Source organism: Chryseolinea sp. H1M3-3 (genome assembly GCF_029360725.1).
GTDB lineage: Bacteria > Bacteroidota > Bacteroidia > Cytophagales > Cyclobacteriaceae > Chryseolinea.
Genome location: NZ_JARKMY010000018.1, coordinates 605328 through 625343, shown reverse-complemented (window position 1 = coordinate 625343; position 20016 = coordinate 605328). Strand labels below are relative to the sequence as shown.

The 20016-nt window shown below is 41.4% G+C and carries 22 protein-coding genes; 11 read left to right on the top strand and 11 right to left on the bottom strand.

From position 1 onward, the window contains the following. Nucleotides 1-50: 50 nt before the first annotated feature. Nucleotides 51-776, top strand: coding sequence for a hypothetical protein (locus tag P2W71_RS26675; protein WP_276374492.1), 726 nt, complete (start codon nt 51-53; stop codon nt 774-776). A gap of 51 nt (nt 777-827) precedes the next feature. Here P2W71_RS26675 and P2W71_RS26670 read toward each other — a convergent pair whose 3' ends face one another. From P2W71_RS26670 to P2W71_RS26645, 6 genes are all read right to left on the bottom strand, one after another. Next, nucleotides 828-1565 carry an FKBP-type peptidyl-prolyl cis-trans isomerase gene (locus P2W71_RS26670; RefSeq protein ID WP_276374491.1) on the bottom strand — a complete coding sequence of 246 codons (738 nt, stop codon included), beginning with the start codon at nt 1563-1565 and terminating at the stop codon, nt 828-830. 150 nt (nt 1566-1715) lie between these two features. Next, nucleotides 1716-2798: a DUF2911 domain-containing protein gene (locus P2W71_RS26665; protein ID WP_276374490.1), complete on the bottom strand. Its 1083-nt coding sequence runs from the start codon at nt 2796-2798 to the stop codon at nt 1716-1718. Nucleotides 2799-2973: 175 nt separating this feature from the next. Beyond that, entirely contained in the window at nt 2974-3192 is a 219-nt protein-coding gene (locus P2W71_RS26660; RefSeq protein ID WP_276374489.1) for a hypothetical protein, read from the bottom strand. Between the two features lie 277 nt (nt 3193-3469). Continuing rightward, a complete protein-coding gene (locus P2W71_RS26655; protein ID WP_276374488.1) occupies nt 3470-4726 on the bottom strand; it encodes an MFS transporter in 1257 nt (418 codons plus the stop codon). A gap of 79 nt (nt 4727-4805) precedes the next feature. Next, nucleotides 4806-5051, bottom strand: coding sequence for a hypothetical protein (locus P2W71_RS26650; protein ID WP_276374487.1), 246 nt, complete (start codon nt 5049-5051; stop codon nt 4806-4808). 29 nt (nt 5052-5080) lie between these two features. After that, nucleotides 5081-5677, bottom strand: a complete 597-nt coding sequence (locus tag P2W71_RS26645; protein ID WP_276374486.1) for a TetR/AcrR family transcriptional regulator — start codon at nt 5675-5677, stop codon at nt 5081-5083. 194 nt (nt 5678-5871) lie between these two features. Between P2W71_RS26645 and P2W71_RS26640 the strand changes: the two genes are divergently transcribed. Both P2W71_RS26640 and P2W71_RS26635 read left to right on the top strand, forming a co-directional pair. After that, nucleotides 5872-6639 carry a DUF1080 domain-containing protein gene (locus P2W71_RS26640; RefSeq protein ID WP_276374485.1) on the top strand — a complete coding sequence of 256 codons (768 nt, stop codon included), beginning with the start codon at nt 5872-5874 and terminating at the stop codon, nt 6637-6639. A gap of 139 nt (nt 6640-6778) precedes the next feature. Beyond that, nucleotides 6779-7957 carry a heparan-alpha-glucosaminide N-acetyltransferase domain-containing protein gene (locus P2W71_RS26635; protein WP_276374484.1) on the top strand — a complete coding sequence of 393 codons (1179 nt, stop codon included), beginning with the start codon at nt 6779-6781 and terminating at the stop codon, nt 7955-7957. A 188-nt stretch (nt 7958-8145) separates the two neighbouring features. On the opposite strand, the gene aspS is transcribed toward P2W71_RS26635, so the two are convergent. Beyond that, nucleotides 8146-9918, bottom strand: a complete 1773-nt coding sequence (gene aspS, locus P2W71_RS26630; RefSeq protein WP_276374483.1) for an aspartate--tRNA ligase — start codon at nt 9916-9918, stop codon at nt 8146-8148. A 73-nt stretch (nt 9919-9991) separates the two neighbouring features. Between aspS and P2W71_RS26625 the strand changes: the two genes are divergently transcribed. The 4 genes from P2W71_RS26625 (at nt 9992) to P2W71_RS26610 (ending at nt 12197) form a co-directional block, all read left to right on the top strand. Beyond that, the gene (locus P2W71_RS26625; RefSeq protein WP_276374482.1) at nt 9992-10555 is read left to right on the top strand and encodes a hypothetical protein; all 564 of its coding nucleotides are present in this window, start codon (nt 9992-9994) and stop codon (nt 10553-10555) included. Between the two features lie 115 nt (nt 10556-10670). After that, nucleotides 10671-11114 carry a nucleoside deaminase gene (locus tag P2W71_RS26620; RefSeq protein ID WP_276374481.1) on the top strand — a complete coding sequence of 148 codons (444 nt, stop codon included), beginning with the start codon at nt 10671-10673 and terminating at the stop codon, nt 11112-11114. A gap of 12 nt (nt 11115-11126) precedes the next feature. Beyond that, nucleotides 11127-11477 (top strand): DUF3127 domain-containing protein, encoded by a 351-nt coding sequence (locus tag P2W71_RS26615; RefSeq protein WP_276374479.1) that lies wholly within the window; start codon nt 11127-11129, stop codon nt 11475-11477. A 114-nt stretch (nt 11478-11591) separates the two neighbouring features. Then, nucleotides 11592-12197: a superoxide dismutase gene (locus P2W71_RS26610; RefSeq protein WP_276374477.1), complete on the top strand. Its 606-nt coding sequence runs from the start codon at nt 11592-11594 to the stop codon at nt 12195-12197. 56 nt (nt 12198-12253) lie between these two features. On the opposite strand, the gene P2W71_RS26605 is transcribed toward P2W71_RS26610, so the two are convergent. Both P2W71_RS26605 and P2W71_RS26600 read right to left on the bottom strand, forming a co-directional pair. Beyond that, nucleotides 12254-13525 (bottom strand): DEAD/DEAH box helicase, encoded by a 1272-nt coding sequence (locus P2W71_RS26605; protein WP_276374476.1) that lies wholly within the window; start codon nt 13523-13525, stop codon nt 12254-12256. A gap of 265 nt (nt 13526-13790) precedes the next feature. Then, complete coding sequence (locus P2W71_RS26600) at nt 13791-14858, bottom strand: metallophosphoesterase (protein ID WP_276374475.1); 1068 nt, start codon at nt 14856-14858, stop codon at nt 13791-13793. 130 nt (nt 14859-14988) lie between these two features. Here P2W71_RS26600 and P2W71_RS26595 point away from each other — a divergent pair, with 130 nt between their 5' ends. After that, a complete protein-coding gene (locus P2W71_RS26595) occupies nt 14989-15246 on the top strand; it encodes a YdeI/OmpD-associated family protein (protein ID WP_276374474.1) in 258 nt (85 codons plus the stop codon). Between the two features lie 3 nt (nt 15247-15249). Here P2W71_RS26595 and P2W71_RS26590 read toward each other — a convergent pair whose 3' ends face one another. Together P2W71_RS26590 and P2W71_RS26585 are read right to left on the bottom strand one after the other, a co-directional pair. After that, entirely contained in the window at nt 15250-15678 is a 429-nt protein-coding gene (locus tag P2W71_RS26590) for an SRPBCC family protein (protein WP_276374473.1), read from the bottom strand. An 85-nt stretch (nt 15679-15763) separates the two neighbouring features. Beyond that, a complete protein-coding gene (locus P2W71_RS26585; protein ID WP_276374472.1) occupies nt 15764-16774 on the bottom strand; it encodes a thermonuclease family protein in 1011 nt (336 codons plus the stop codon). Nucleotides 16775-16938: 164 nt separating this feature from the next. Between P2W71_RS26585 and P2W71_RS26580 the strand changes: the two genes are divergently transcribed. From P2W71_RS26580 to P2W71_RS26570, 3 genes are all read left to right on the top strand, one after another. Next, the gene (locus P2W71_RS26580; protein ID WP_276374471.1) at nt 16939-18324 is read left to right on the top strand and encodes an ATP-binding cassette domain-containing protein; all 1386 of its coding nucleotides are present in this window, start codon (nt 16939-16941) and stop codon (nt 18322-18324) included. 95 nt (nt 18325-18419) lie between these two features. Then, nucleotides 18420-18704, top strand: a complete 285-nt coding sequence (locus P2W71_RS26575; RefSeq protein ID WP_276374470.1) for a metalloregulator ArsR/SmtB family transcription factor — start codon at nt 18420-18422, stop codon at nt 18702-18704. 159 nt (nt 18705-18863) lie between these two features. After that, a complete protein-coding gene (locus P2W71_RS26570) occupies nt 18864-19964 on the top strand; it encodes an alkene reductase (RefSeq protein WP_276374469.1) in 1101 nt (366 codons plus the stop codon). Nucleotides 19965-20016 lie beyond the last annotated feature (52 nt).

The following is a 20016-nucleotide window of genomic DNA, read 5'->3' as shown; positions in this document are numbered from 1 at the left end:
TCGTTTCGTCCACGGTATATTTGTGCGAATGAAATCGAAAGCACTTTTTTATGAGGCTCGGACAGCTGGCTAGAAAACTGGAAGTGAGGCCAATCGAAGTAGTCGAATTCCTGGCTACGAAAAATATTCACATCGACACAGGTACGAACACCAAGGTAGCGGCAGCGCATGCTACGTTGGCCGTGCAGCACTTTGCTCCTCATGTTCACCTTGAGGACATGGCTGAAACGGATATCCAGGAGGTTGAGTTGCCTGATCCTGTACCTCCTGCACCTGTAGACGCTGTAAAGGCTTCTATTGAAGAAGCGGTGCTTCCACCAGACAGTATTACGGTACAAAAAGACGCTGAACGTATTGAAGTTATTAAAGCGCCGAAGGTGGAATTGTCCGGGCTGAAGGTTCTCGGAAAAATTGAACTTCCCGAGATAAAAAAGAAATCAGATGAGTCCATAGCAGACGATAACACCACCGAACCTCCAAAAGAGCTTAAGAGAGAAAAAAGAAATTCGAACCATAAAACACAACCTCGTCCAGCCAAAAACCCGATTGCAAAACAACGGGAGGAGGAAGAACTTGAAGCAAAGAAAAAAAGGGACGAAGTGCTAAGACTGCAAAAGGAAAAACGCACTCAAAACTACTTGAAGAAAGTGAAGAACCAGCAACCCACGAAAGCTGCAAGGTTCATGCGAGAGGAAACGGAAGAAATGTCAACTGCCCAATTACAAGAGCCCCCCAAAACATGGTGGGGAAAATTTTTAAAATGGTTAACGACTTGACCGATTTTAAAATATAGGCGATAGCATATTGCAACCGCTTCTGCCAACTGCCTAATTCACTTTAATCAACTCCACTTCGAAAATCAATGTAGCGTGTGGCGGAATTTGTCCGCCGGCACCTTGTTCTCCGTAAGCGAGTTCACTTGGAATATAGAGCATCCATTTATCACCTTCGTGCATCAATTGTAGGCCTTCAGTCCATCCCGGAATTACTTGACCCACACCAAAAGTTTCTGGCTTGCCCCGCTGTACCGAACTATCGAAGACCGTACCGTCTACCAATTTACCAGTGTAGTGAACCGTTACATTATCAGTTGCAGCGGGAGTTTTGCCCGTGCCCGCTCCAGCGCTCAAAACTTTATACTGCAGGCCGCTCGCAGTGACTTTTACACCCTCGGTTTGTTTGTTTTTTTCTAAGAAAAATTTGCCTTCCTGTTGGGCTTCTGCAGCTTTTCTTGCCATCATCTGTTGCATATATAGCTGCACAACCATGGAGCTTTTTTGTGCGTCCATTTTCAAAGTTTTTCCCTGATACGTATCTCTTAAAGCGATGTTAAGCGTTTCGATGTCAAGAGAGTCGCCACCTTGCATTTTTAGGTTTGTCGCGATGATTACGCCCAGGCCGTAACTTGCTTTTTTATGTACATTGCTGGTATCAGCTTCTTTGGTTTTTTGCAATTCTGCTATTTGTGATTTTAATGTATTAACCTCAGCAATCAATTCTTTTTTGGATTGAGAAAACAATGGCATACTAATCAACACCGTCAAACAAACAATTATCAATCTCATAGTAAGTATTTTATTTTACGGGCACAAAGAAACAGAAAATAAAAAGCACTCCACATTCGAGGAGCACTTTTTATATAAAATCGCTTAAATTCCTGCTAAAATTGAGACTTGACGTACGGCCCAAAGACAAACCGGCGGGATATGGGAGCATCATAGAGCCCCAAATTGTTTGAGATATTTTTCAGAATTTGCCCTCACATTTTCCGGGGGGTTCATGGTAAGAGATTTTTTGAAATTAATGATGGCGTTTTTAGTATCCCCTTTCAAGGCGTAAGCTTCCCCTAAACTATCCCAGGCATTGGCGCTTTTAGGAAATCGTTCCGTAGCAATTTTGAGAACTTCGATCGCTTTATCAAATTGTGTCTGGCCAAGGAGTTGGTATCCGTAGATATTAAGTTCGTTTTCTGTCGCCAGGGCAATTGCCTCTTTTTTTAATTTTTCAGCTTCAGCAACCTTCCCTGTTTCCTGTAAGAGCCCTGCCTTGATGTTGAGGGTTGTAAAATTTTTATTTTGAGCGATGGCACGGTCAGCCCAAATCATTCCCTGCTCCATGTTCACTTTGTTAAGCAGTGCATAATTCGCAGCACTGGAAGGACCTTGCCAGGTAAAGCCGACGGTACCCTTCAGTTCTTCGGTGGCGTTAGCCATGACAATATCATCTACAGCAAATTGTATGGCAATCGGAAATTGTTTTTTCTCCCAATTAAGAACAAGCTCTGTGGAATTTTTATCAAGGGAAATAAAATCAAATGTCAACAGTTCGGTAAAGGCCACATCTCGAATTTTAATGGGCGCGCGTAGTTGGTCTCGGCTAGCCTCATACCAAAAACTTCCCCATGACCGGTTATCCTTGGATAAAATTACTTCTCCGGTGTTGTCTTTATTGATCACAAAAAACAAACCGTAAACACCGGCTGGAACTTCTTTGCCCTCAACCCTAGCGTTGTGAGAAAATTCGATTGTCGTATTTGCATTTGCACCAGCACGCCAGGGAGCTTCTTTCAGGTTTCCAAAGGGCTGAGCTGTCCATCCATAAGGCACCAGCGCGCCCCAGACTTCTCGTCCTTTAACAGCAGGTCGTGAATATTTTACCGTCACAGTTGAAATGCCAACAGTTTGTGTGACTACAGCTGCAGGACTCGGCGCTGGTGTTGTGATTTGCTGGGCAAGGCATTGGACGGAAAGTAATGCCAATGCCATAACGAAAAACGGAAATAAACTACGGTTTTTCATGGGAGTTTAGGTTAGTGATTGTGACGTTCAATCTACACCTTTTGCCTTTTAAAAGTCTCCCGTAAGATGTGGCATTTATTATCAGAATCTAAAAATTTATCAGTGTCTTTTTTACCGAAACGGCATGTTATTCACTTACTATATTAACATAAAAAATGTCGTTTTATTTCCGTCATCAATTAACAACTTGCCATTTACTTTTATCATCTTTTGTATAAGATAGTCCGTTGCTCATAACATGGATTGTCCTACCGTCGGAACCGGTGTAGCTTTTTTGTTCATACACTTCAATTCCATTGTTTTCGCGCGTCAAAAAAATGATAAGGGCGCGTAGTGACGGGCCAATATCGCTTAGCCATTGATCATCACCTTCACGTACAAATGCCTGGCTCATAATAGGGTTTGCGTTAAATATTCGGATGTCTGTGTTCTTGTAATTGAAATATATATTTTAACCGGAGATAGCAGCGTTTGTTTCAAACAGATTGTTCAAATTGAATTCTATTTCAAATTTTTATGAAAACTAAAGAATGCCCATCATGCGCGATGCAGGTGGATGTGAAAAGTAAGATTTGTCCTGTCTGTAACTACGAATTTACAACGTCATCTAAAGGACTGAGATGGGGCGTACTCCTTTTGTTACTCCTGTTTTTAATTTATTTAATTCTTTTTTAGTCGGGACTCACAGGAGCGGGTTGAGGTTTTATAACTGATTTTGATTTCTTTTCAACATACACGTGAATGGTATACATCATGATAATTGTTATCAGCATAGCGCCAATCACTACATAACCTAGCGTATCGTAATGTTCAAGTTTTCCATTTGGAGTTTGAACAACAATCAATCCGGCAATAAAAGTAGCGATGCCTCCCGAAATTTGTTGTACAGAAGAATTAATACTCATGAATGCGCCGCGGTCTTGTGGCAGGGGTACGGCAGTTAGTAATGCAGATGATGAGATAATACGGGAAGACACTCCAGCAAACATGATAACATTCAGCGCAAGCACGATCCAAAGGGGGGTTATTCCAAGGTTGCAATAAATTCCAACAACAACCATGGTTATCAATGAACCGATCATGAAGATGTTATACTTACCAACCTGGTCACTGAATTTCCCGACGAGTGGACCGGTAATCATTGAAAAAACTCCGGTCACCATGTACAGCATCGGGAGTTGTTCTAACGTGATTCCCAAGTTATTCACACTGAATGCGCTGGCAAACGGCATCAACATAAACCCTCCAGTTGCTAACAACGTGGTTGCAGCAAAGGCGCGCAAGTAGTCTAATTTCGAAATAGTTTTGATGAGGTGTTGAAATGGATTTCTTGTTGAAGGAATCTTTAAATGCGCATCGATGGGCCGCATAAACACGATGATCAGCAAACCGGCAACAACACAAATCCCGACAAGCATAATGAACGGCGAATGCCATCCGAAAAGATTTGCAAAATACAACCCTATGGGTATGCCAAGTACTTGGCTTGAAGCAAAGGCCATTTGGACAAATCCCATAACCCGCCCGCGAACTTCGAGCTTAAATAAGTCGGTAATGATAGCGAAGCTTATGGAACTTAAAACGCCACCGAATATCCCGGTAATAATTCTGGCCAGCATTAAATCGTGATAATCGGGCGCCACGGCGCAGAATGTGGTTCCGATAATAAATCCACCATAGAAGAAGAGTAAGAGTTTTTTTCGGTCAAATCTATCGGCAAAACCTGCTGCCAGTAACCCGGAGGCACCAGCGCTAAATGCATAGGCTGACACCACCATGCCGAATTGGGCTGGCGTAATATTTAACTCCGGCATCAAAATCGCGCCCAACGGGGAGAGCACCATAAAATCGAGTACAACAGTAAATTGTACGATGGTTACCATGGCAATAACAAAAACTTCGTATCTGCTGAAAACTTTTTCCTTCATAGAAGAAAAGTATTTTAAATATTGTGTATTGAGTGTTTACGATTCATGCTATTGAGACCAAAGTTTGATTATATAAAAGTCAATCTGGTAACTCCTCACATTCAAAACCGGCTTTTCTCAACGCTTCGATAATGGTATTTGGCGACAGTTGTTCGCACGTTATGCGCAGAACATTGTCAATATCTTTACGGTCAACGTTCCATTGAATGATGTTTTGCACGGAGGAGAGAATAGTGCTGACACTTTCAAGTTGTCTCTCCGTTGAAATATTGGTTTTAAATACCAGCACTTCTGAAAGCATATCGGTGTAGTGATTCGTTGCCATATTTTGATTTTTAAACTCCATTCGATCGGCTAAGGTTTCAACGCTTTTAGTACAAGCTTGAGCGTTTGATTCATGATTTTTTCGTCTAGTACAAATTTCTCACTGCCCCCGCGTAATCCTCGTCCCGACATATGCATTTTAACGAGCTGATATAAAGGCGCAAACGCGATTGACCAATAGACTTCAACTGGCAATTTGACTACTTCTTTTCTATTGATAGCGTGATGAACAAATTCGCCCATGGCTTTGATAAATGTGTTGTCCATTTTTTTCATACACATCTCGTGGTATGGAGAGAATTTCATCTGTTCCAAAAAATGCATGCTCGCTGGATTCTCCATACAAAACTTGGCACGGTTAAGCCACTGAATCCGCAGGCCTTCTTCAAAATGCATCGCCGGATCAAATCCCACCAATGTGGCATTCGCCATTTTTTTCATTTCCTCAAGCCACAGTTGTATAATTAAATCATCGCGGTCTTTAAAGTAGATGTAAATCGTGGCAGGCGATACGTTAGCGGCTTTGGCTAGTTTTTGCATACTTAGGCCGTCAAATCCGTCTTTTACTACCATAACAAGCGCTTTTTCGCGGATGGCAGCTTCTTTATGTTCGTCTCTCGTGCGCATTTTGTTTGTGCAAATATAAATGAATGTTCATTCTTTTATAGATATTTTGTATTTTTTTCGGTTACATAACATTTGGTTAACAGTCATCCAGAAGTTTTAAATTGGCATTGCTAACTTTTAAGATTATGTTTTATTCATGCCATGTTCTATTCTTTGCGATATCAATGCTTACAACAACATTTTCCCCTCAGAAAATGAAGCCCATTTTTAATGGTAAAGACTTGAAAGGGTGGGATGTTTACATTGGGCCGTTGTATGATTCGTTTAAACAGGACTTTAGCGGTGCACCTATTGGTCTGAATAAAGACCCGCGTCAGGTTTTTACTGTGGTACAAAAAGATGGTACACCTGCCATTCGGGTCTCCGGCGAAAATTTTGGAGGCATTTCAACAAAACAGGAATTTTCAAATTATCATCTGCGCCTCGAATTTAAATGGGGACATTTGAAGTTTGCACCGAAGCGAAATGCGAAACGTGATAGTGGTTTATTATATCATGCGGTAGGACCGCATGGGGCTGATGGGGCATTCTGGATGAGATCGCATGAGTTTCAAATTCAGGAAGGAGACTGTGGTGATTATTGGGGATGCGGCGGAGCGTTCGCCGATGTGCCAGCCACAAAGCAAGGGTCAAATAAATTTATATATACAGCAGGGGCACCGTTGCTTACTTTTCGTGATAAAGGTCCGAATGGAAGAAATTGCGTGAAGTATCCTGACGCAGAAAAACCGTCAGGGGAATGGAATGTCATTGACCTTTACTGTTTTAATGATACCAGTATTCATGTCGTGAATGGAAAAGTTGTGATGATATTGCATAACCTTCGTCAGCCTGATGGGAGCGGAGATAAGCCTTTAAATAAGGGAAAGATCCAGATTCAGTCAGAAGGAGCGGAAATTTTTTATCGGAACCTGGAAGTTGAAGAGATCACAGCATTGCCAGAAAAATTGTTGAAGCTTTGATGTTGTTGTTAATTGATTTTCTCCTTTAGAAAAAGAGCAAGATTCCGTAGTACAATTTTCTTGAATTCTCTTTTCCTTTGATAAACAATTTTTCGGGTTTTGATCAACCCTCCATTCTAATCTTCGTATCTATTGTTTTATGACAAAAACAGCCCGGATTGAATCCATCGATTTATTGCGAGGCATCGTTATGATTGTTATGGCGCTGGATCATGTCCGCGATTATTTTCATGCAGATGCATTTTTATATGATCCCACAGACCTGTCCAAGACAAGTGTAATTTTATTTTTCACAAGGTGGATCACGCATTACTGTGCACCTGTGTTCATCTTTTTAGCAGGTACTTCGGCTTTCTTCGTCGGGCTGCGAAGAAGTAAAAATGAACTATCCGTTTTCCTGCTAAAACGTGGGCTTTGGCTGGTCTTCCTTGAACTCACGATCGTAAATTTCGCGTGGTTTTTCAATGCTCAGTTCTCATTGATTACCCTCTTTGTAATATGGGCGCTGGGCGTCGGAATGATCGTGCTGGCCATGTGCATTCATTTACCATTTAAGGTAACATTGCTGCTCGGTATATTGATGATCGTGGGCCACAACGCGTTAGATTCCATTCATGTGGAAGGTAATGGCATGGACGCCATCGCATGGTCCATCGTTCACCAATTCCAGGGATTTTCGTTGTCGGAAAACTATTTTCTTTTCGTAGGTTATCCACTTGTGCCATGGGTCGGGGTGATGTTAGTTGGGTATTGTTTTGGAATTTTTTTTGAAGGTACTTATACGCAATCTGCACGAAGAGAAATACTGCTTTATCTGGGTTCAAGTTTAGTCCTACTTTTTGTGTTGCTCAGATTTATCAATGCGTATGGCGATCCGAATCCCTGGTCTATTCAGCCAAGTCCGGTTTTTACAGTTCTTTCTTTCTTAAACGTGACAAAGTATCCGCCTTCATTGCTTTACCTATTGATAACGCTCGGGCCAGCAATAATTTTTCTTGCGATCTCAGAAAACTTTATGGGACGTGTGTCGCAGGGTGTTAAAATATTGGGACGGGTACCAATGTTCTATTATTTATTGCATTTGTATCTTATTCACATTCTAGCAGTAATTGCTGCGATACTTACCGGATATGATGCGTCGGATATGATTTTTGATACTTGGGTAACAAGCTCACCTAATCTTGTAGGATACGGCTTCAGCCTGTGGGTTGTGTACCTGGTGTGGTTCGGTGTTGTCATAATTTTATACCCCCTGTGCAAATGGTACGATCAGTACAAAGCCGAACAACGGAGCAAATGGTGGCTGAGTTATCTTTAGTGTGAATACGGAGTTGGCATTGACTGCTGGCAGTCAAGTGCGGTTAGAAGAAATAGGGGCAAGACGATGCTATCAGCACGCCATGTAAACCACGTTGACAAGAAACGTAACGTCTTCGCTTAACAAGTGTGTTTCAAGTTTCTTCAGCCGTTTGAAATTGAAACAATAGGCTTTCTCAAAGATCAGTGTTAAGCTTTCTGCTTTGCGCTTTCTGTATTGACTACGGTCAAACCGAGTTCTTTCATTTGTTCATCCGAAATTGTAGAGGGCGTATCAATCATTACGTCTTTACCCGCATTGTTCTTAGGGAAAGCAATAAAATCACGGATCGAATCAGCGCCACCAAAAATTGAACAGAGCCTGTCGAATCCAAAAGCAATGCCGCCATGCGGAGGAGCACCAAATTCGAAAGCCTCCATTAAGAATCCGAACTGTTTTTTTGCCTCCGCTTCCGTGAACCCCAGGTGGTTAAACATCATTTGTTGTGTAGCCCTATCGTGAATACGGATTGAACCACCACCAACTTCTGTCCCGTTGATAACCATATCATACGCATTTGCCCTAACCCGCCCCGGATCTGTATCCAACAACTTAATATCTTCCGGCTTAGGAGACGTAAAAGGATGATGCATCGCATGATAACGATTGGTTTCTTCACTCCATTCAAGCAGTGGAAAATCAAGAACCCATAAAGCTGAAAATTTATTTTTATCGCGGAAGCCTAATCGATCGCCCATCAATAAACGAAGTTCATTTAATTGTTTTCTTGTTGTAAAAGCTTCGCCGGCCATCAGCAGCATTAAATCACCAGGCTGTGCGTTGAATCTTTCAACCCATTGTTTCAATTCTTCCGAAGAATAAAACTTGTCAACGGAAGACTTAATGGTGCCGTCGGTTCTATACTGAACATATACCAATCCTTTCGCCCCAATCTGGGGCCGCTTAACATATTCTGTAAGCTCATCGATTTGTTTGCGAGAATATTCCGAACAACCCTTGGCATTTATACCTACCACCAGTTCTGCACTTTCGAATACCGGAAAATTTTTTCCTTTGGTTAGCTCTGTTATCTCCACAAATTTCATTTCAAACCGTGTATCAGGTTTGTCGGACCCATAAAGCTTCATGGCATCATCATACTTCATTCTTGGAACTTCCGGAAGGTCGATTCCTTTTACGTTTTTGAAAAGGTAACGGATCAATCCTTCAAACGTGTTTAAAATATCTTCCTGAGTGATGAAAGACATTTCACAGTCGATCTGTGTGAATTCAGGCTGACGATCAGCGCGTAAATCTTCATCTCTAAAACACTTTACGATCTGATAATACCTGTCAAAACCAGAAACCATGAGCAATTGCTTAAACGTCTGCGGCGACTGCGGCAGCGCATAAAATTCACCGTGGTGAATTCTTGAAGGCACCACGAAATCGCGCGCCCCTTCCGGAGTAGATTTTATCAGGACTGGTGTTTCAACTTCAATAAATTGCTGTCCATCAAGGTATGTTCTTGTGTGTTGAGCCATTTTGTGGCGTAACTGCAGACTTTCACGAACAGGATTTCTGCGCAAGTCGAGGTATCTGTATTTCATCCGCAATTCATCACCGCCGTCAGTATCATCTTCGATGGTGAAAGGTGGGAGCTTTGCAGCATTTAAGACGGTGAGCTTGGTGACTTTAACTTCAATTTCACCGGTAGGTATTTTGTCATTTTTGGAAAGTCTTTCAACGACCACGCCGTCGACCTGGATGACATATTCACGTCCTAGGCTTCTCCCCAAAGAGATGACATCGGCGCTGGTCTTAGCTTCCTCGAACATTAATTGAGTCAAACCATAACGGTCACGCAAATCCACCCAAAGGACGCTTCCTTTATCTCTTGAGCGTTGAACCCAACCGGCAAGCGTGACTGTTTTATTTACATCCGATAATCTCAATTGACCACAAGTATGCGTCCGTAACATCTGAGTTTTAATTAATTTTGCCTGCCATGCGACAGTTGGCGCGAATTTAACAATACTTTAGTATCGTAAGTGTATGCAAAAAATTAAAAGTGTATTAGGCAAATGGTTTTTTTTGATAGCGTTGGCTTTAGTGGCGGCTGATCGTCCCAAGCTGGTAAAAACAAAAGTAAATGACGCTATAACAGTATCCATTCCTCAAGGATGGAATGCCATGGATGCATTGGATTTTACACAACGATATCCCTCAGTGCGAGCGCCGTTGGCGGCTTATACCAACCTGGACAGAACCATCGATTTTAGCGTAAATATTTCTGCCACCCAATGGGGTGAAACAGACTTAGAAATGGCGCAGAAATTTTTTAAAGCGAGTGTCATGAGTATGTTCGACCGGGTTGAAATGATTGAAGAAGGTATTCGCGAAGTGAATAAGAAGAAATTTATCTTTTTTGAGTTTGATTCACGACTAAATGGAACGCGACAAGAAGGTTTTCAGGATCCTGTTTTGAAATACACGTATATCCAATATCTTATTCAGCCCGGAAAGACGCTGGTGTTTTCATTCAATTGTTCACGTCGCGACAAGCAAGATTGGCAGGAAACGGCTCGGGCAATGATGAAGAATATTAAGGTGAAATGAGCCAAACAGTGTCTTAAGAGTCACTGCAGTCATAAATCTTTGCGTTGTTGGCGTTCTTAAGCTTTCCGCGTTAAGCTTTTCTGCTTACACTTAACTTCCTTAGCTTTGCCATCTTATGGAATTGTATACCGATGAATATTTTATGCGTGAAGCCCTTAAAGAGGCTAGCAAAGCATTTGAAATTGGTGAAGTTCCAGTTGGCGCTGTTGTTGTCTGTAAGAATCGTGTCATCGCCAGGGCGCATAACCAAACGGAAAAGTTGACGGATGCCACTGCGCATGCAGAGATGTTAGCGGTCACGGCAGCATCTAACCACCTAGGATCAAAATACTTAAATGAGTGCACCTTATATGTCACATTGGAACCATGCGCTATGTGTGCGGGTGCCTTGCATTGGGTGCAATTGCAAAAATTAGTCTTTGGTGCATCTGACGTACAACGCGGTTTTACTTTGGTGAAATCGCCATTGTTACATCCGCGAACAGAAGTCATTAAGGGAATCAAGTCGGAAGAGTGCAAAAAACTGATCGATGGATTTTTTAAAGAAATTAGAAAGTAAATAAGTAATAAAATGGAATTAAAAGGAAAAGTAGTTCAGCTCCTGCCGCTTCAATCGGGTATGGGCAAAAAAGGTCCCTGGAAAAAACAGGAGTTCATTGTGGAAACCCAAGGTCAGTTTCCAAAGAAGGTTTGTCTTTCGGTTTGGGGCGATAAAGTGGACCAGTTTAATGTCGCTGTAGGTCAATCCATTAATGCATCAATCGAGCTGGAGAGCCGTGAATATAATGGTCGGTGGTATACAGAAGCGAGAGCATGGAAGCTTGATAGAAGCGGAAGTAGTAATTCGGACATGCCACCACCACCAGCCGATGAGCCGTTTATGGCAGATTCCAATAACACTTCGGAGGATTTGCCGTTTTAAAACAAGCGACCCACTAGCATTACCCATGACAGTCCGTTTTCAGGATGAAGTTATGGTTGTATATTTGAGCCCGCTTGAAACTAATGTTTAACCCTAAAAAATCTATTATCAATTATGGCATTCACACTTCCTGCACTTCCCTATGCGTTTAATGCGCTTGAACCTCATATTGATGCACGCACCATGGAAATTCACCATGGCAAACACCATAATACGTATGTCACGAACTTGAATAACGCAGTAGCTGGCAAACCCGAAGAAAATTTGAGCATTGAAGAAATCTGTAAAAATATTTCGAAGTATCCTGTGGCTGTTCGTAATAATGGTGGTGGTCATTGGAATCATAGCTTCTTCTGGACTATTATGGGACCCAACGCGGGCGGCAAACCTTCTGGTGCTGTTGCTGATGCCATTAATGCCGCCTTTGGAAACTTTGATGAGTTTAAAACGAAATTTGCAGCCGCAGCTGCCGGACGTTTTGGTTCCGGTTGGGCATGGCTAATTGCGGATAGCAGTGGAAAATTACAGATCACCTCTACACCAAATCAGGACAACCCTCTGATGGACGTAGCTGAAATAAAAGGTAAGCCGATTCTTGGTATTGATGTTTGGGAGCATGCTTACTATTTAAATTATCAAAATCGCAGACCAGATTATGTAAACGCATTCTGGAACGTTGTCAACTGGAATGAAGTAGCCAAGAGATTTGCTGCTAAATAATTTTAGATAAATAAAAAAAGAGGCTCCTTTTTGGAGCCTCTTTTTTTGCTATAGTCTTAGCGTTGATTATCGCGTTCGCGTCGATCCCTGCTGTTCCACTGTTGCCCTGAATTTCTGGCGGAAGAATTATTCCTTGCCTTAAAAGAAGAACGTGAACGTTGTTGAGGTTGTGGCCGTGGCATGCCCACGTGAGTCATGTGGTACGGTTGGTCTTCAACAACGGGTATTGTTTTTTGAATCAGTTTATGAATGTCGCGCAGAAACTCTTTTTCCTCTTCATCACAAAATGACAAGGAAATTCCATTTGCTCCGGCACGGCCTGTACGTCCAATACGATGAACATAGGTTTCAGGAACATTTGGTAACTCAAAGTTGATTACATGCGATAGATCATCAACGTCTATTCCGCGTGCAGCGATATCGGTTGCCACCAATACACGGGTTTGTTGTGATTTAAAATTACTCAATGCACGTTGGCGTGCGCCTTGAGATTTATTTCCATGGATCGCTTCTGCACGTATACCAGATTGCACAAGATCTTTGGCAACGCGGTCGGCGCCGTGCTTGGTGCGTGCAAAAACCAATGCTGTTATGATTGTTCTATCTTGAAGTAAATGCAACAGCAATTTTCGTTTGTCTTTTTTCTCAACAAAGTAAACTGCTTGTTTAATCGTGTTGGCTGTTGATGATACGGGTGTTACTTGAACGCGCGCAGGATTCTTCAGAATGGTATTTGCTAAGGTTGCAATTTCCGAAGGCATAGTAGCCGAAAAGAATATCGTTTGCCGTTTCTCCGGGATACGCGCAATCACCTTTTTTACATCGTGAATAAAACCCATGTCCAGCATTCGGTCCGCTTCATCCAATACCAACATCTTTAAGTTTTGGAGTTTTACAAAGCGTTGGTTCATGAGGTCGAGCAATCTGCCTGGCGTCGCGATCAGGATATCGACACCTGAGCGTAGCGCATCCGTTTGCGACCGTTGTGAAACGCCTCCGAAAATTACCGTATGGCTTATGCGCAGATGCTTTCCGTAGGCGGCAAAGCTTTCTCCGATTTGAATCGCGAGTTCGCGTGTCGGCGTTAGAATCAAAGCTTTAATTCCAGCCGGGCCTTTTACGAAAAGTTCGTCCTGATGGAGTAGTTGTAAAATAGGTATCGCGAAAGCGGCGGTTTTACCAGTACCGGTCTGAGCGCAGCCCAAAAGGTCTTTTCTTTCCAGTATGAGTGGAATAGCTTGTTCTTGAATTGGTGTTGGTTTTGTATACCCTTCATTTTTGAGGGCACGCAAAATCGGCTCAATGAGATTTAATTTTTCGAATGACATGTGTTTGTTTTAGGTGCAAGAAGCTTCTAATTGTTAAAAGGCCTCTTGTTAACGCAGCGCAGAAACGCTTTTTTTACGGAATTCGGAGGACTGAAAGTGCAAAGATATAAAATTTACTGACACTAACTGAATGACAACCAGTTTACACTCTAGTTAGTTCGCCGAACTTTAAATAATATCAGGTACGCCGCGCCCAGGCCTTGTGACTGGCTTTTAATGCCCTTTTTTAAAATGCCGGCTCCAACCGGCTGCCCTACAGGTGCCGTTAGGCGTTATTGGATAATGCGAGTTGGTTTACTAATTCTAGCAAAGATATTTTCTCTAACTCAATGCGTGAACTTGTGTGCTCGTTTTCTTCCCATTTGACTAGCTTGATAGATCCATCGGATATTTCTATTCCGGTTATGTCTCCATCATCATAGCAACAGCATCCTGTATTAAAGTATGTAGGTTTTATTTTTGAGAAATATTCGAGATTAAATGGCGTGCTTGGGTTAGCGTGATTTTGTTTTTTTGCTTCCTCCCTTCGTTGCCTTTCCAGATGTGTCAGCGATTCGAAAACGGGTTGATGGGTATGGCCAGTGATAAGCAGCAGGTTTTTCTGTTGTGACGACCATTCGTACATAATAGTATTGTGCTCGGTTTTTAAAGTAGCGTTGTAAGCAGGCGTATTGGGATTTATGCGGAGGTAGGCTTGCAACGGTGCCCATATTTTTGAGACAAAAAACTTGCTGAATAAATTTCCGTCGCTTTGAATGTCTCCTTGATGTCCGTGGGTACAAAATATTTTGAATGCACGTTTTTCAATCATGGTCTGCAACATTACACCTTCCATTACGGCAACATCAGTATCATATAACTCTTTCAAATCATTTCCTGCAGTGGGGTTGATCTCCCAATCCAAATCGTGATTGCCGAAAATTTTAGTGAACGCATTTCTTTTTGCAAACTTTTTTTCGACTTCAAATGAAGGTGTATTGTGTTTCTTTACCTGATGTAAAGTGTTTTTCCACAACTCTTCGCAATCTCCCAAGCAAATAAGATGATAACCTTGCTGATTATAATAGTTTAGCGCTGTTATATAATTAGCTTCTGCAAGGACAAAATCGTCCGCTCCATTTTTCCTTCCTTTATGCTGGTCAGAAAACAAAATAAATTTGCCTGTGTTAATTTCAAGCGGAATTACAAAACCTTTTTTTCCGGGATCAGTTTGAAGTCGATTCATTAATGTCGTGAGTGCATCATAAATCCGTTCACGATTTGGTGACGATGAAAACGTATTCACGAGCCATAGGATTGGTCTTAATAAAAGAAAACGGATAAGTCGGCGCATTGAACAAATTTATAAACCATTTGCAAATTCTTGGCTTGTTGCTCGCCGCTTTTGGAATCAAGAGTCGCGCCAGCAAACACGCCAAGTAACTTATTTCTTTTTCACTTAGCATAACTTTAGATACTTGTCAATGAAAGTGCAATCGACAAAAAAACAAACACTGAAGCGAATTTTAAACCCGATGCCGAGAGGTATCCGTGCACTGCTGGTCAAAAATGGTTTGCTGGAGAAATACAAAGCACGTCCTCCTTACCAACAGAATGATTATTTGGGATGGATTTCGCGTGCAAAACTTGAAGCAACAAAACAAAAAAGAATTAAGCAGATGCTGGACGAACTTAAGCAGGGTGACCGCTACATGAAGATGCGGTGGGGAGGACGAAAGTGAAAATCATTTTTCCAGTAAATCTTTTAAACTTTTAAGCACGTGATTCCAGTTTTGTTCTGAATGTTTGCGAGCTTCTTCGTTGGCAACATTTTCTTGTTTTATCGTCAGCGCAGTTTCACCGTTTTCCTCGTCAAGTTCATAGGAAATATTAGAGTAGTTTTCCGGCGCATCCGGTAAGTTTGAAAAAGAGCTGTAGTAAGTATATTGAAATAACTTTTCGGGTTGACTTTTTAAGATCACACCTTTGTCAAGGTACGTTTTGCCGTCCCAAACACCTTTAAATTCAAGCGTGCTTCCTTCCTTCCAATCTGATACTGCCTGTGTTCCAAAAAAGTATTGTTTTATTAAATCAGGATTGGTAAGGGCATCCCAAACACGTGATGCCGGAGCGGCAATGTTAACAGAAGCTTTTGCTATAAAATTTGCTGACATGGTTTTATATTTATTGTATAATCAGCTTTTCAAGGAAATTGTTTAAGAATGATCTGTCGATACCCTGCTTCGCGTGGTTTCTGAGCTACGACCATTTAGTTATTTCTGCACCATCTTCATTCACAACATTGCTATATTTTTCGCGGAATACCAATGCTTCCGGACTCAGCTGAAATTTTTTCCCATTGAAGAACTCATCGATGTAGTACAACTTTGCGTCATAATTTTCTTGTATGAAATCCTCTAATTTGTAAAACGGATCTTTGCTTTTGGCAAGAAATTCAGAAATTGTTCCTGAAAACTGGCCAACCTTTTTTTGCATCTCATAGGCAACTTGCCGTCTAAAGAGTTTTGGCATCAGCAGAACACCGAAGTCATCACCAAGAGTAAAATCGGTTATACCTTTTCGGAATTGCTGACGATACTTGAAAATGCTAGTATCATCTCGGAGATATTTCCAAATCCGATTTTTCTTTTTCCCTCTTCGGGCGGCTTTTAGTATTTCATTCATTTCACTTTCTGTCATTGAAGTATAAAAGGTTGGAGCCACCCAGCCCTCTTGGGCAAGCCACACATTCAGATCGTATGTTTTGTTTTTCTTTTTTACATTCACGTTTGCCACAAACCTTCCATACGTATCGACAACTTCGCGAGGTTTCTCTACATTGTATGACAATACTTCACAAGAAACGATTGTATCATCTATACTTTTTAAGAATTTCCTGAGTGCGAATGCGGCTGATTCACTTAAGTTTTGACGGAACTCTTTATTTTTTTCGTTGTATTCCTTTCGCATTGTAGCGGTAACACTGGGATCGTTTTGCAGAGCGGGTGCTTTATAGTGAAGTTCCGGCGCGTCAATGCCTTGAAAGCGGACCTTAATTTTGTGGTTTTTCACAAACTTCGCTTTACTCTTTCCAACGACTGAAGCATCATAAAAAACTTTTGTTTTTCGATATGCCGATTGATTATCTTTTCTGTAAAAAAAAGAGTCCTGGTCAACAGAAACAAGAATACTGGAAGTGTCAGCATCCGACAAGCCGTCGGGCCAAAATTGATTGAGTTCAATTTGACCAATGATTTTTAAAGTGCCCATAGATTAATAGTATTAATGATTCACAACAGACTAGTTTTCTTGAGTTAATCCCAAGCTGTACGTACACTAAAGATAGCAAATCGTAGTTAGGAAACTTTTAACTGTTTTCAGGGAAATTTTTTAAACGTATCAGTAAAAACATTTATAGTTTTGAACGGATGATAGTGATTAAAAATATTGATGTGGTAAAATCGGGCCGTTGCCTGTTTAAGAATTTTTCATGGGAAATTCAAAATAATGAAAACTGGGTAATCACTGGTGTTAACGGAAGTGGTAAGACAATTTTATTGGAGGCGCTGTCTGGAGTGTTGCATTTTCCTAACGGAGAAATATGCTACGATTTCATTGCTGGTGATACGTGGGAGGAACGCTACAATGAAAAACGAAAACAAATAAACTACATTCCAGCGCATGCTTTGGATAACTTTATCAAGGGCGGTCAGGAACTATATTATCAACAACGCTACTATGATCTGGGTGATGAAGACATTGCAACAGTAAGAGCAATGCTGGGGGAAAACGTGAACAAAATGGATAAGCTAAATATGCCAGCGAGCTTATCCATCGCCCATTTACTCGATGTTGAAGTAACGAAGTTGTCGAACGGACAACTCAAGAAACTTTTATTGTTACGCAATTTTTTAAAGGGGATACCGAAGCTTCTTTTATTGGACTATCCTTTCGAAGGCTTGGATTTTGAAAGCCGGGAGAATCTTTGTGAGTTTATTGATTTTATGTCGAGCCACCATCATGTTCAGGTTATCCTTGTAGACCATCATCATCATCTTCCAGCCTGTATTAATCGACGGTTGTTCTTGAATAATTTTGAAATTGAGAAAGTCGATCGCTCTTACATTTCTGGAATACATGGGCATGATGCTATGATTTCTTTGACATCAAAAGTTCATGGTAATGATGCTGAAGAGGTCGTGCGAATGCAAAATGTTCAATTGAAATACGGTGACAAAATCATTTTCGAAAACTTTAACTGGAAAGTTAGCAAAGGTGAACGTTGGGCGCTAGTTGGGCGTAACGGTGCTGGTAAAACGACTTTATTCAGTATGATCTTTGCGGATCATCCCCAGGCCTATGCGCAACGTATTTTTTTGTTTGGCAAACGCCGCGGCTCAGGCGAGTCCATTTGGGATATAAAAAAACGAATCAATTATCTTGGACCAGAACAAATCAGTTACCTAAATCACAAAGGAATGTCTATTTCCGGAAAAGATTATTTTAGGGATGTTCATAGTAAGCTTGATGAAGAAGTACTAAACGGCCTTATTGTATATTTTCATGCTGAGGAGTTTATCAAAAAACCCATGAGGTTCCTCTCTTCCGGAGAATTGCAGCTTTTGATGATCATGAACTGTTTTTTAGTTGAAAAGGAGTTGCTGCTGCTGGACGAGCCCTTTCAATTTTTGGATGATTTTCAAAAGGAACGGTTAACGCGTTATTTATTGACGCATTTGAAAGGGGACACTACTTTAATACTGATCACCCATTATGCACATGATATCCGCCAATGGACTGATTTAAGGATGGAAATGTGATATTTTTTTTTGGGTCAATTTTGAGGATTGCAACTTTTTCAGGTTCCTTTGCGTATTAGATTTATATTAATACATTTAAATTCTTCGATACGTCTGTGCTTACTTTAAAACAGGTTGAAAAAATTTCTAAGGCTTTGGGGGATGCAAATCGACTAAAAATTTTGCAACACATATCAAAGAAAGGCGGTTCGGGACAGTGTTCGGAAATACAGGATGTACTTGATTTAACACAACCTTCTATAAGCCACCATGTTAAAATTCTGATTGAGGCAGGATTGATAGAGCCCGAAAAGGAAGGACGAAATCATAAATACACGTTGAATGATCAGTTGATGAAGGATTATTTAAATACTATAGGTTCACAATTTAGGGTAACCTAAAATTTTTTACCTAAATACATCGAACTATTTAAATGTATTAATGTTTTGGTAATTAGGTAAAACTTTCGAAAAGTAAGTGAACAGGGTAATTCCCTGGAGGAATAGCTATGCTTAAACTAATCGACACATTTAAATATATAAACCAATCAATTAATTAGTATGGAAAACAACTTATTTAAAACTCACAACCTCGGCTCCATCACGCTTTCAAACCGTGTGGTAATGGCGCCTATGACCCGCAGCCGCGCAATTAACAATCTTGGAAACAGCCTGATGGCTGATTATTATGCTCAGCGATCTGGGGCCGGTTTGATTATCTCAGAGGGGATATCACCCTCACCCAATGGCCTGGGTTATGCCCGTATTCCTGGGCTCTATTCCAAGGAACAAGTGCAGTCATGGAAGCCTATTACTGCCGCAGTGCACGAGAACGGTGGAAGGATTTTTGCCCAACTGATGCATACCGGTCGTATTTCGCATGCGCATAACCTACCCGAGGGCGCACGTGTCGTGGCACCGTCGTCCATTCGAGCGCAAGGCCAGATGTGGACCGACCAGCAAGGCTTATTAGATCTACCCATACCCCAAGCGTTATCTTACAAAGAATTGCTGGCAACGAAGTCGGAATTTGTTCAAGCCGCTATAAATGCGATTGAAGCGGGTTTTGACGGGATTGAGCTTCATGCGGCGAATGGATATCTGCTGGAACAATTTTTATCACCACACAGCAATCAAAGGACAGACGAGTATGGTGGAAATATTGAAAACAGAACCCGTTTTGTTCTTGAAGTGGCAAAGGAAGTAAGTATTGCTATTGGAGGTGATAAAACGGCGATTCGATTATCTCCATATGGTGTGTTTAATGATATGCCCCATTATCCTGAGATCGATGCGACCTACACATACCTTGCCGAACAATTAGACACATTGGGCTTAGCGTATCTTCATTTACTCGACCATGGTGCAGAAGAAGCACCTCATGTCCCATCACAGCTAAAAAAATCAATACGCCAAGAATTTTCAAATACCCTCTTGTTTACAGGTGGATATAACTTGTCAAAAGCACACCAGGATCTTTCTGCCGGCGTTACCGATCTTATCGGTTTTGGAAAGCCATTTATCACCAACCCGGATTTAGTCCATCGTTTTCAAAGGAGCCTGCCGCTAAATATTAAGCTTGATGCAAGCACACTCTACACGCCGGGGGAAAAAGGTTACACAGATTATCCGGTATTTGCTGAAGAAAGTGTAAGCGTTTAATTGAGTCAAAAGTAATTCGCAGTGATGTTGCCAAATGGCAAGAATTTAAGAT

Coding starts and splice junctions, on each gene's coding strand:
- P2W71_RS26570 (WP_276374469.1), top strand. CDS start 18,864: ATGGAAAACAACTTATTTAAAACTCACAACCTCGGCTCCATCACGCTT.
- P2W71_RS26635 (WP_276374484.1), top strand. CDS start 6,779: ATGACAAAAACAGCCCGGATTGAATCCATCGATTTATTGCGAGGCATC.
- P2W71_RS26620 (WP_276374481.1), top strand. CDS start 10,671: ATGGAATTGTATACCGATGAATATTTTATGCGTGAAGCCCTTAAAGAG.
- P2W71_RS26600 (WP_276374475.1), bottom strand. CDS start 14,858: ATGCGCCGACTTATCCGTTTTCTTTTATTAAGACCAATCCTATGGCTC.
- P2W71_RS26590 (WP_276374473.1), bottom strand. CDS start 15,678: ATGTCAGCAAATTTTATAGCAAAAGCTTCTGTTAACATTGCCGCTCCG.
- P2W71_RS26665 (WP_276374490.1), bottom strand. CDS start 2,798: ATGAAAAACCGTAGTTTATTTCCGTTTTTCGTTATGGCATTGGCATTA.
- P2W71_RS26645 (WP_276374486.1), bottom strand. CDS start 5,677: ATGCGCACGAGAGACGAACATAAAGAAGCTGCCATCCGCGAAAAAGCG.
- P2W71_RS26615 (WP_276374479.1), top strand. CDS start 11,127: ATGGAATTAAAAGGAAAAGTAGTTCAGCTCCTGCCGCTTCAATCGGGT.
- P2W71_RS26610 (WP_276374477.1), top strand. CDS start 11,592: ATGGCATTCACACTTCCTGCACTTCCCTATGCGTTTAATGCGCTTGAA.
- P2W71_RS26640 (WP_276374485.1), top strand. CDS start 5,872: ATGAAGCCCATTTTTAATGGTAAAGACTTGAAAGGGTGGGATGTTTAC.
- P2W71_RS26625 (WP_276374482.1), top strand. CDS start 9,992: ATGCAAAAAATTAAAAGTGTATTAGGCAAATGGTTTTTTTTGATAGCG.
- P2W71_RS26650 (WP_276374487.1), bottom strand. CDS start 5,051: ATGGCAACGAATCACTACACCGATATGCTTTCAGAAGTGCTGGTATTT.
- aspS (WP_276374483.1), bottom strand. CDS start 9,918: ATGTTACGGACGCATACTTGTGGTCAATTGAGATTATCGGATGTAAAT.
- P2W71_RS26605 (WP_276374476.1), bottom strand. CDS start 13,525: ATGTCATTCGAAAAATTAAATCTCATTGAGCCGATTTTGCGTGCCCTC.
- P2W71_RS26675 (WP_276374492.1), top strand. CDS start 51: ATGAGGCTCGGACAGCTGGCTAGAAAACTGGAAGTGAGGCCAATCGAA.
- P2W71_RS26585 (WP_276374472.1), bottom strand. CDS start 16,774: ATGGGCACTTTAAAAATCATTGGTCAAATTGAACTCAATCAATTTTGG.
- P2W71_RS26595 (WP_276374474.1), top strand. CDS start 14,989: ATGAAAGTGCAATCGACAAAAAAACAAACACTGAAGCGAATTTTAAAC.
- P2W71_RS26655 (WP_276374488.1), bottom strand. CDS start 4,726: ATGAAGGAAAAAGTTTTCAGCAGATACGAAGTTTTTGTTATTGCCATG.
- P2W71_RS26660 (WP_276374489.1), bottom strand. CDS start 3,192: ATGAGCCAGGCATTTGTACGTGAAGGTGATGATCAATGGCTAAGCGAT.
- P2W71_RS26670 (WP_276374491.1), bottom strand. CDS start 1,565: ATGAGATTGATAATTGTTTGTTTGACGGTGTTGATTAGTATGCCATTG.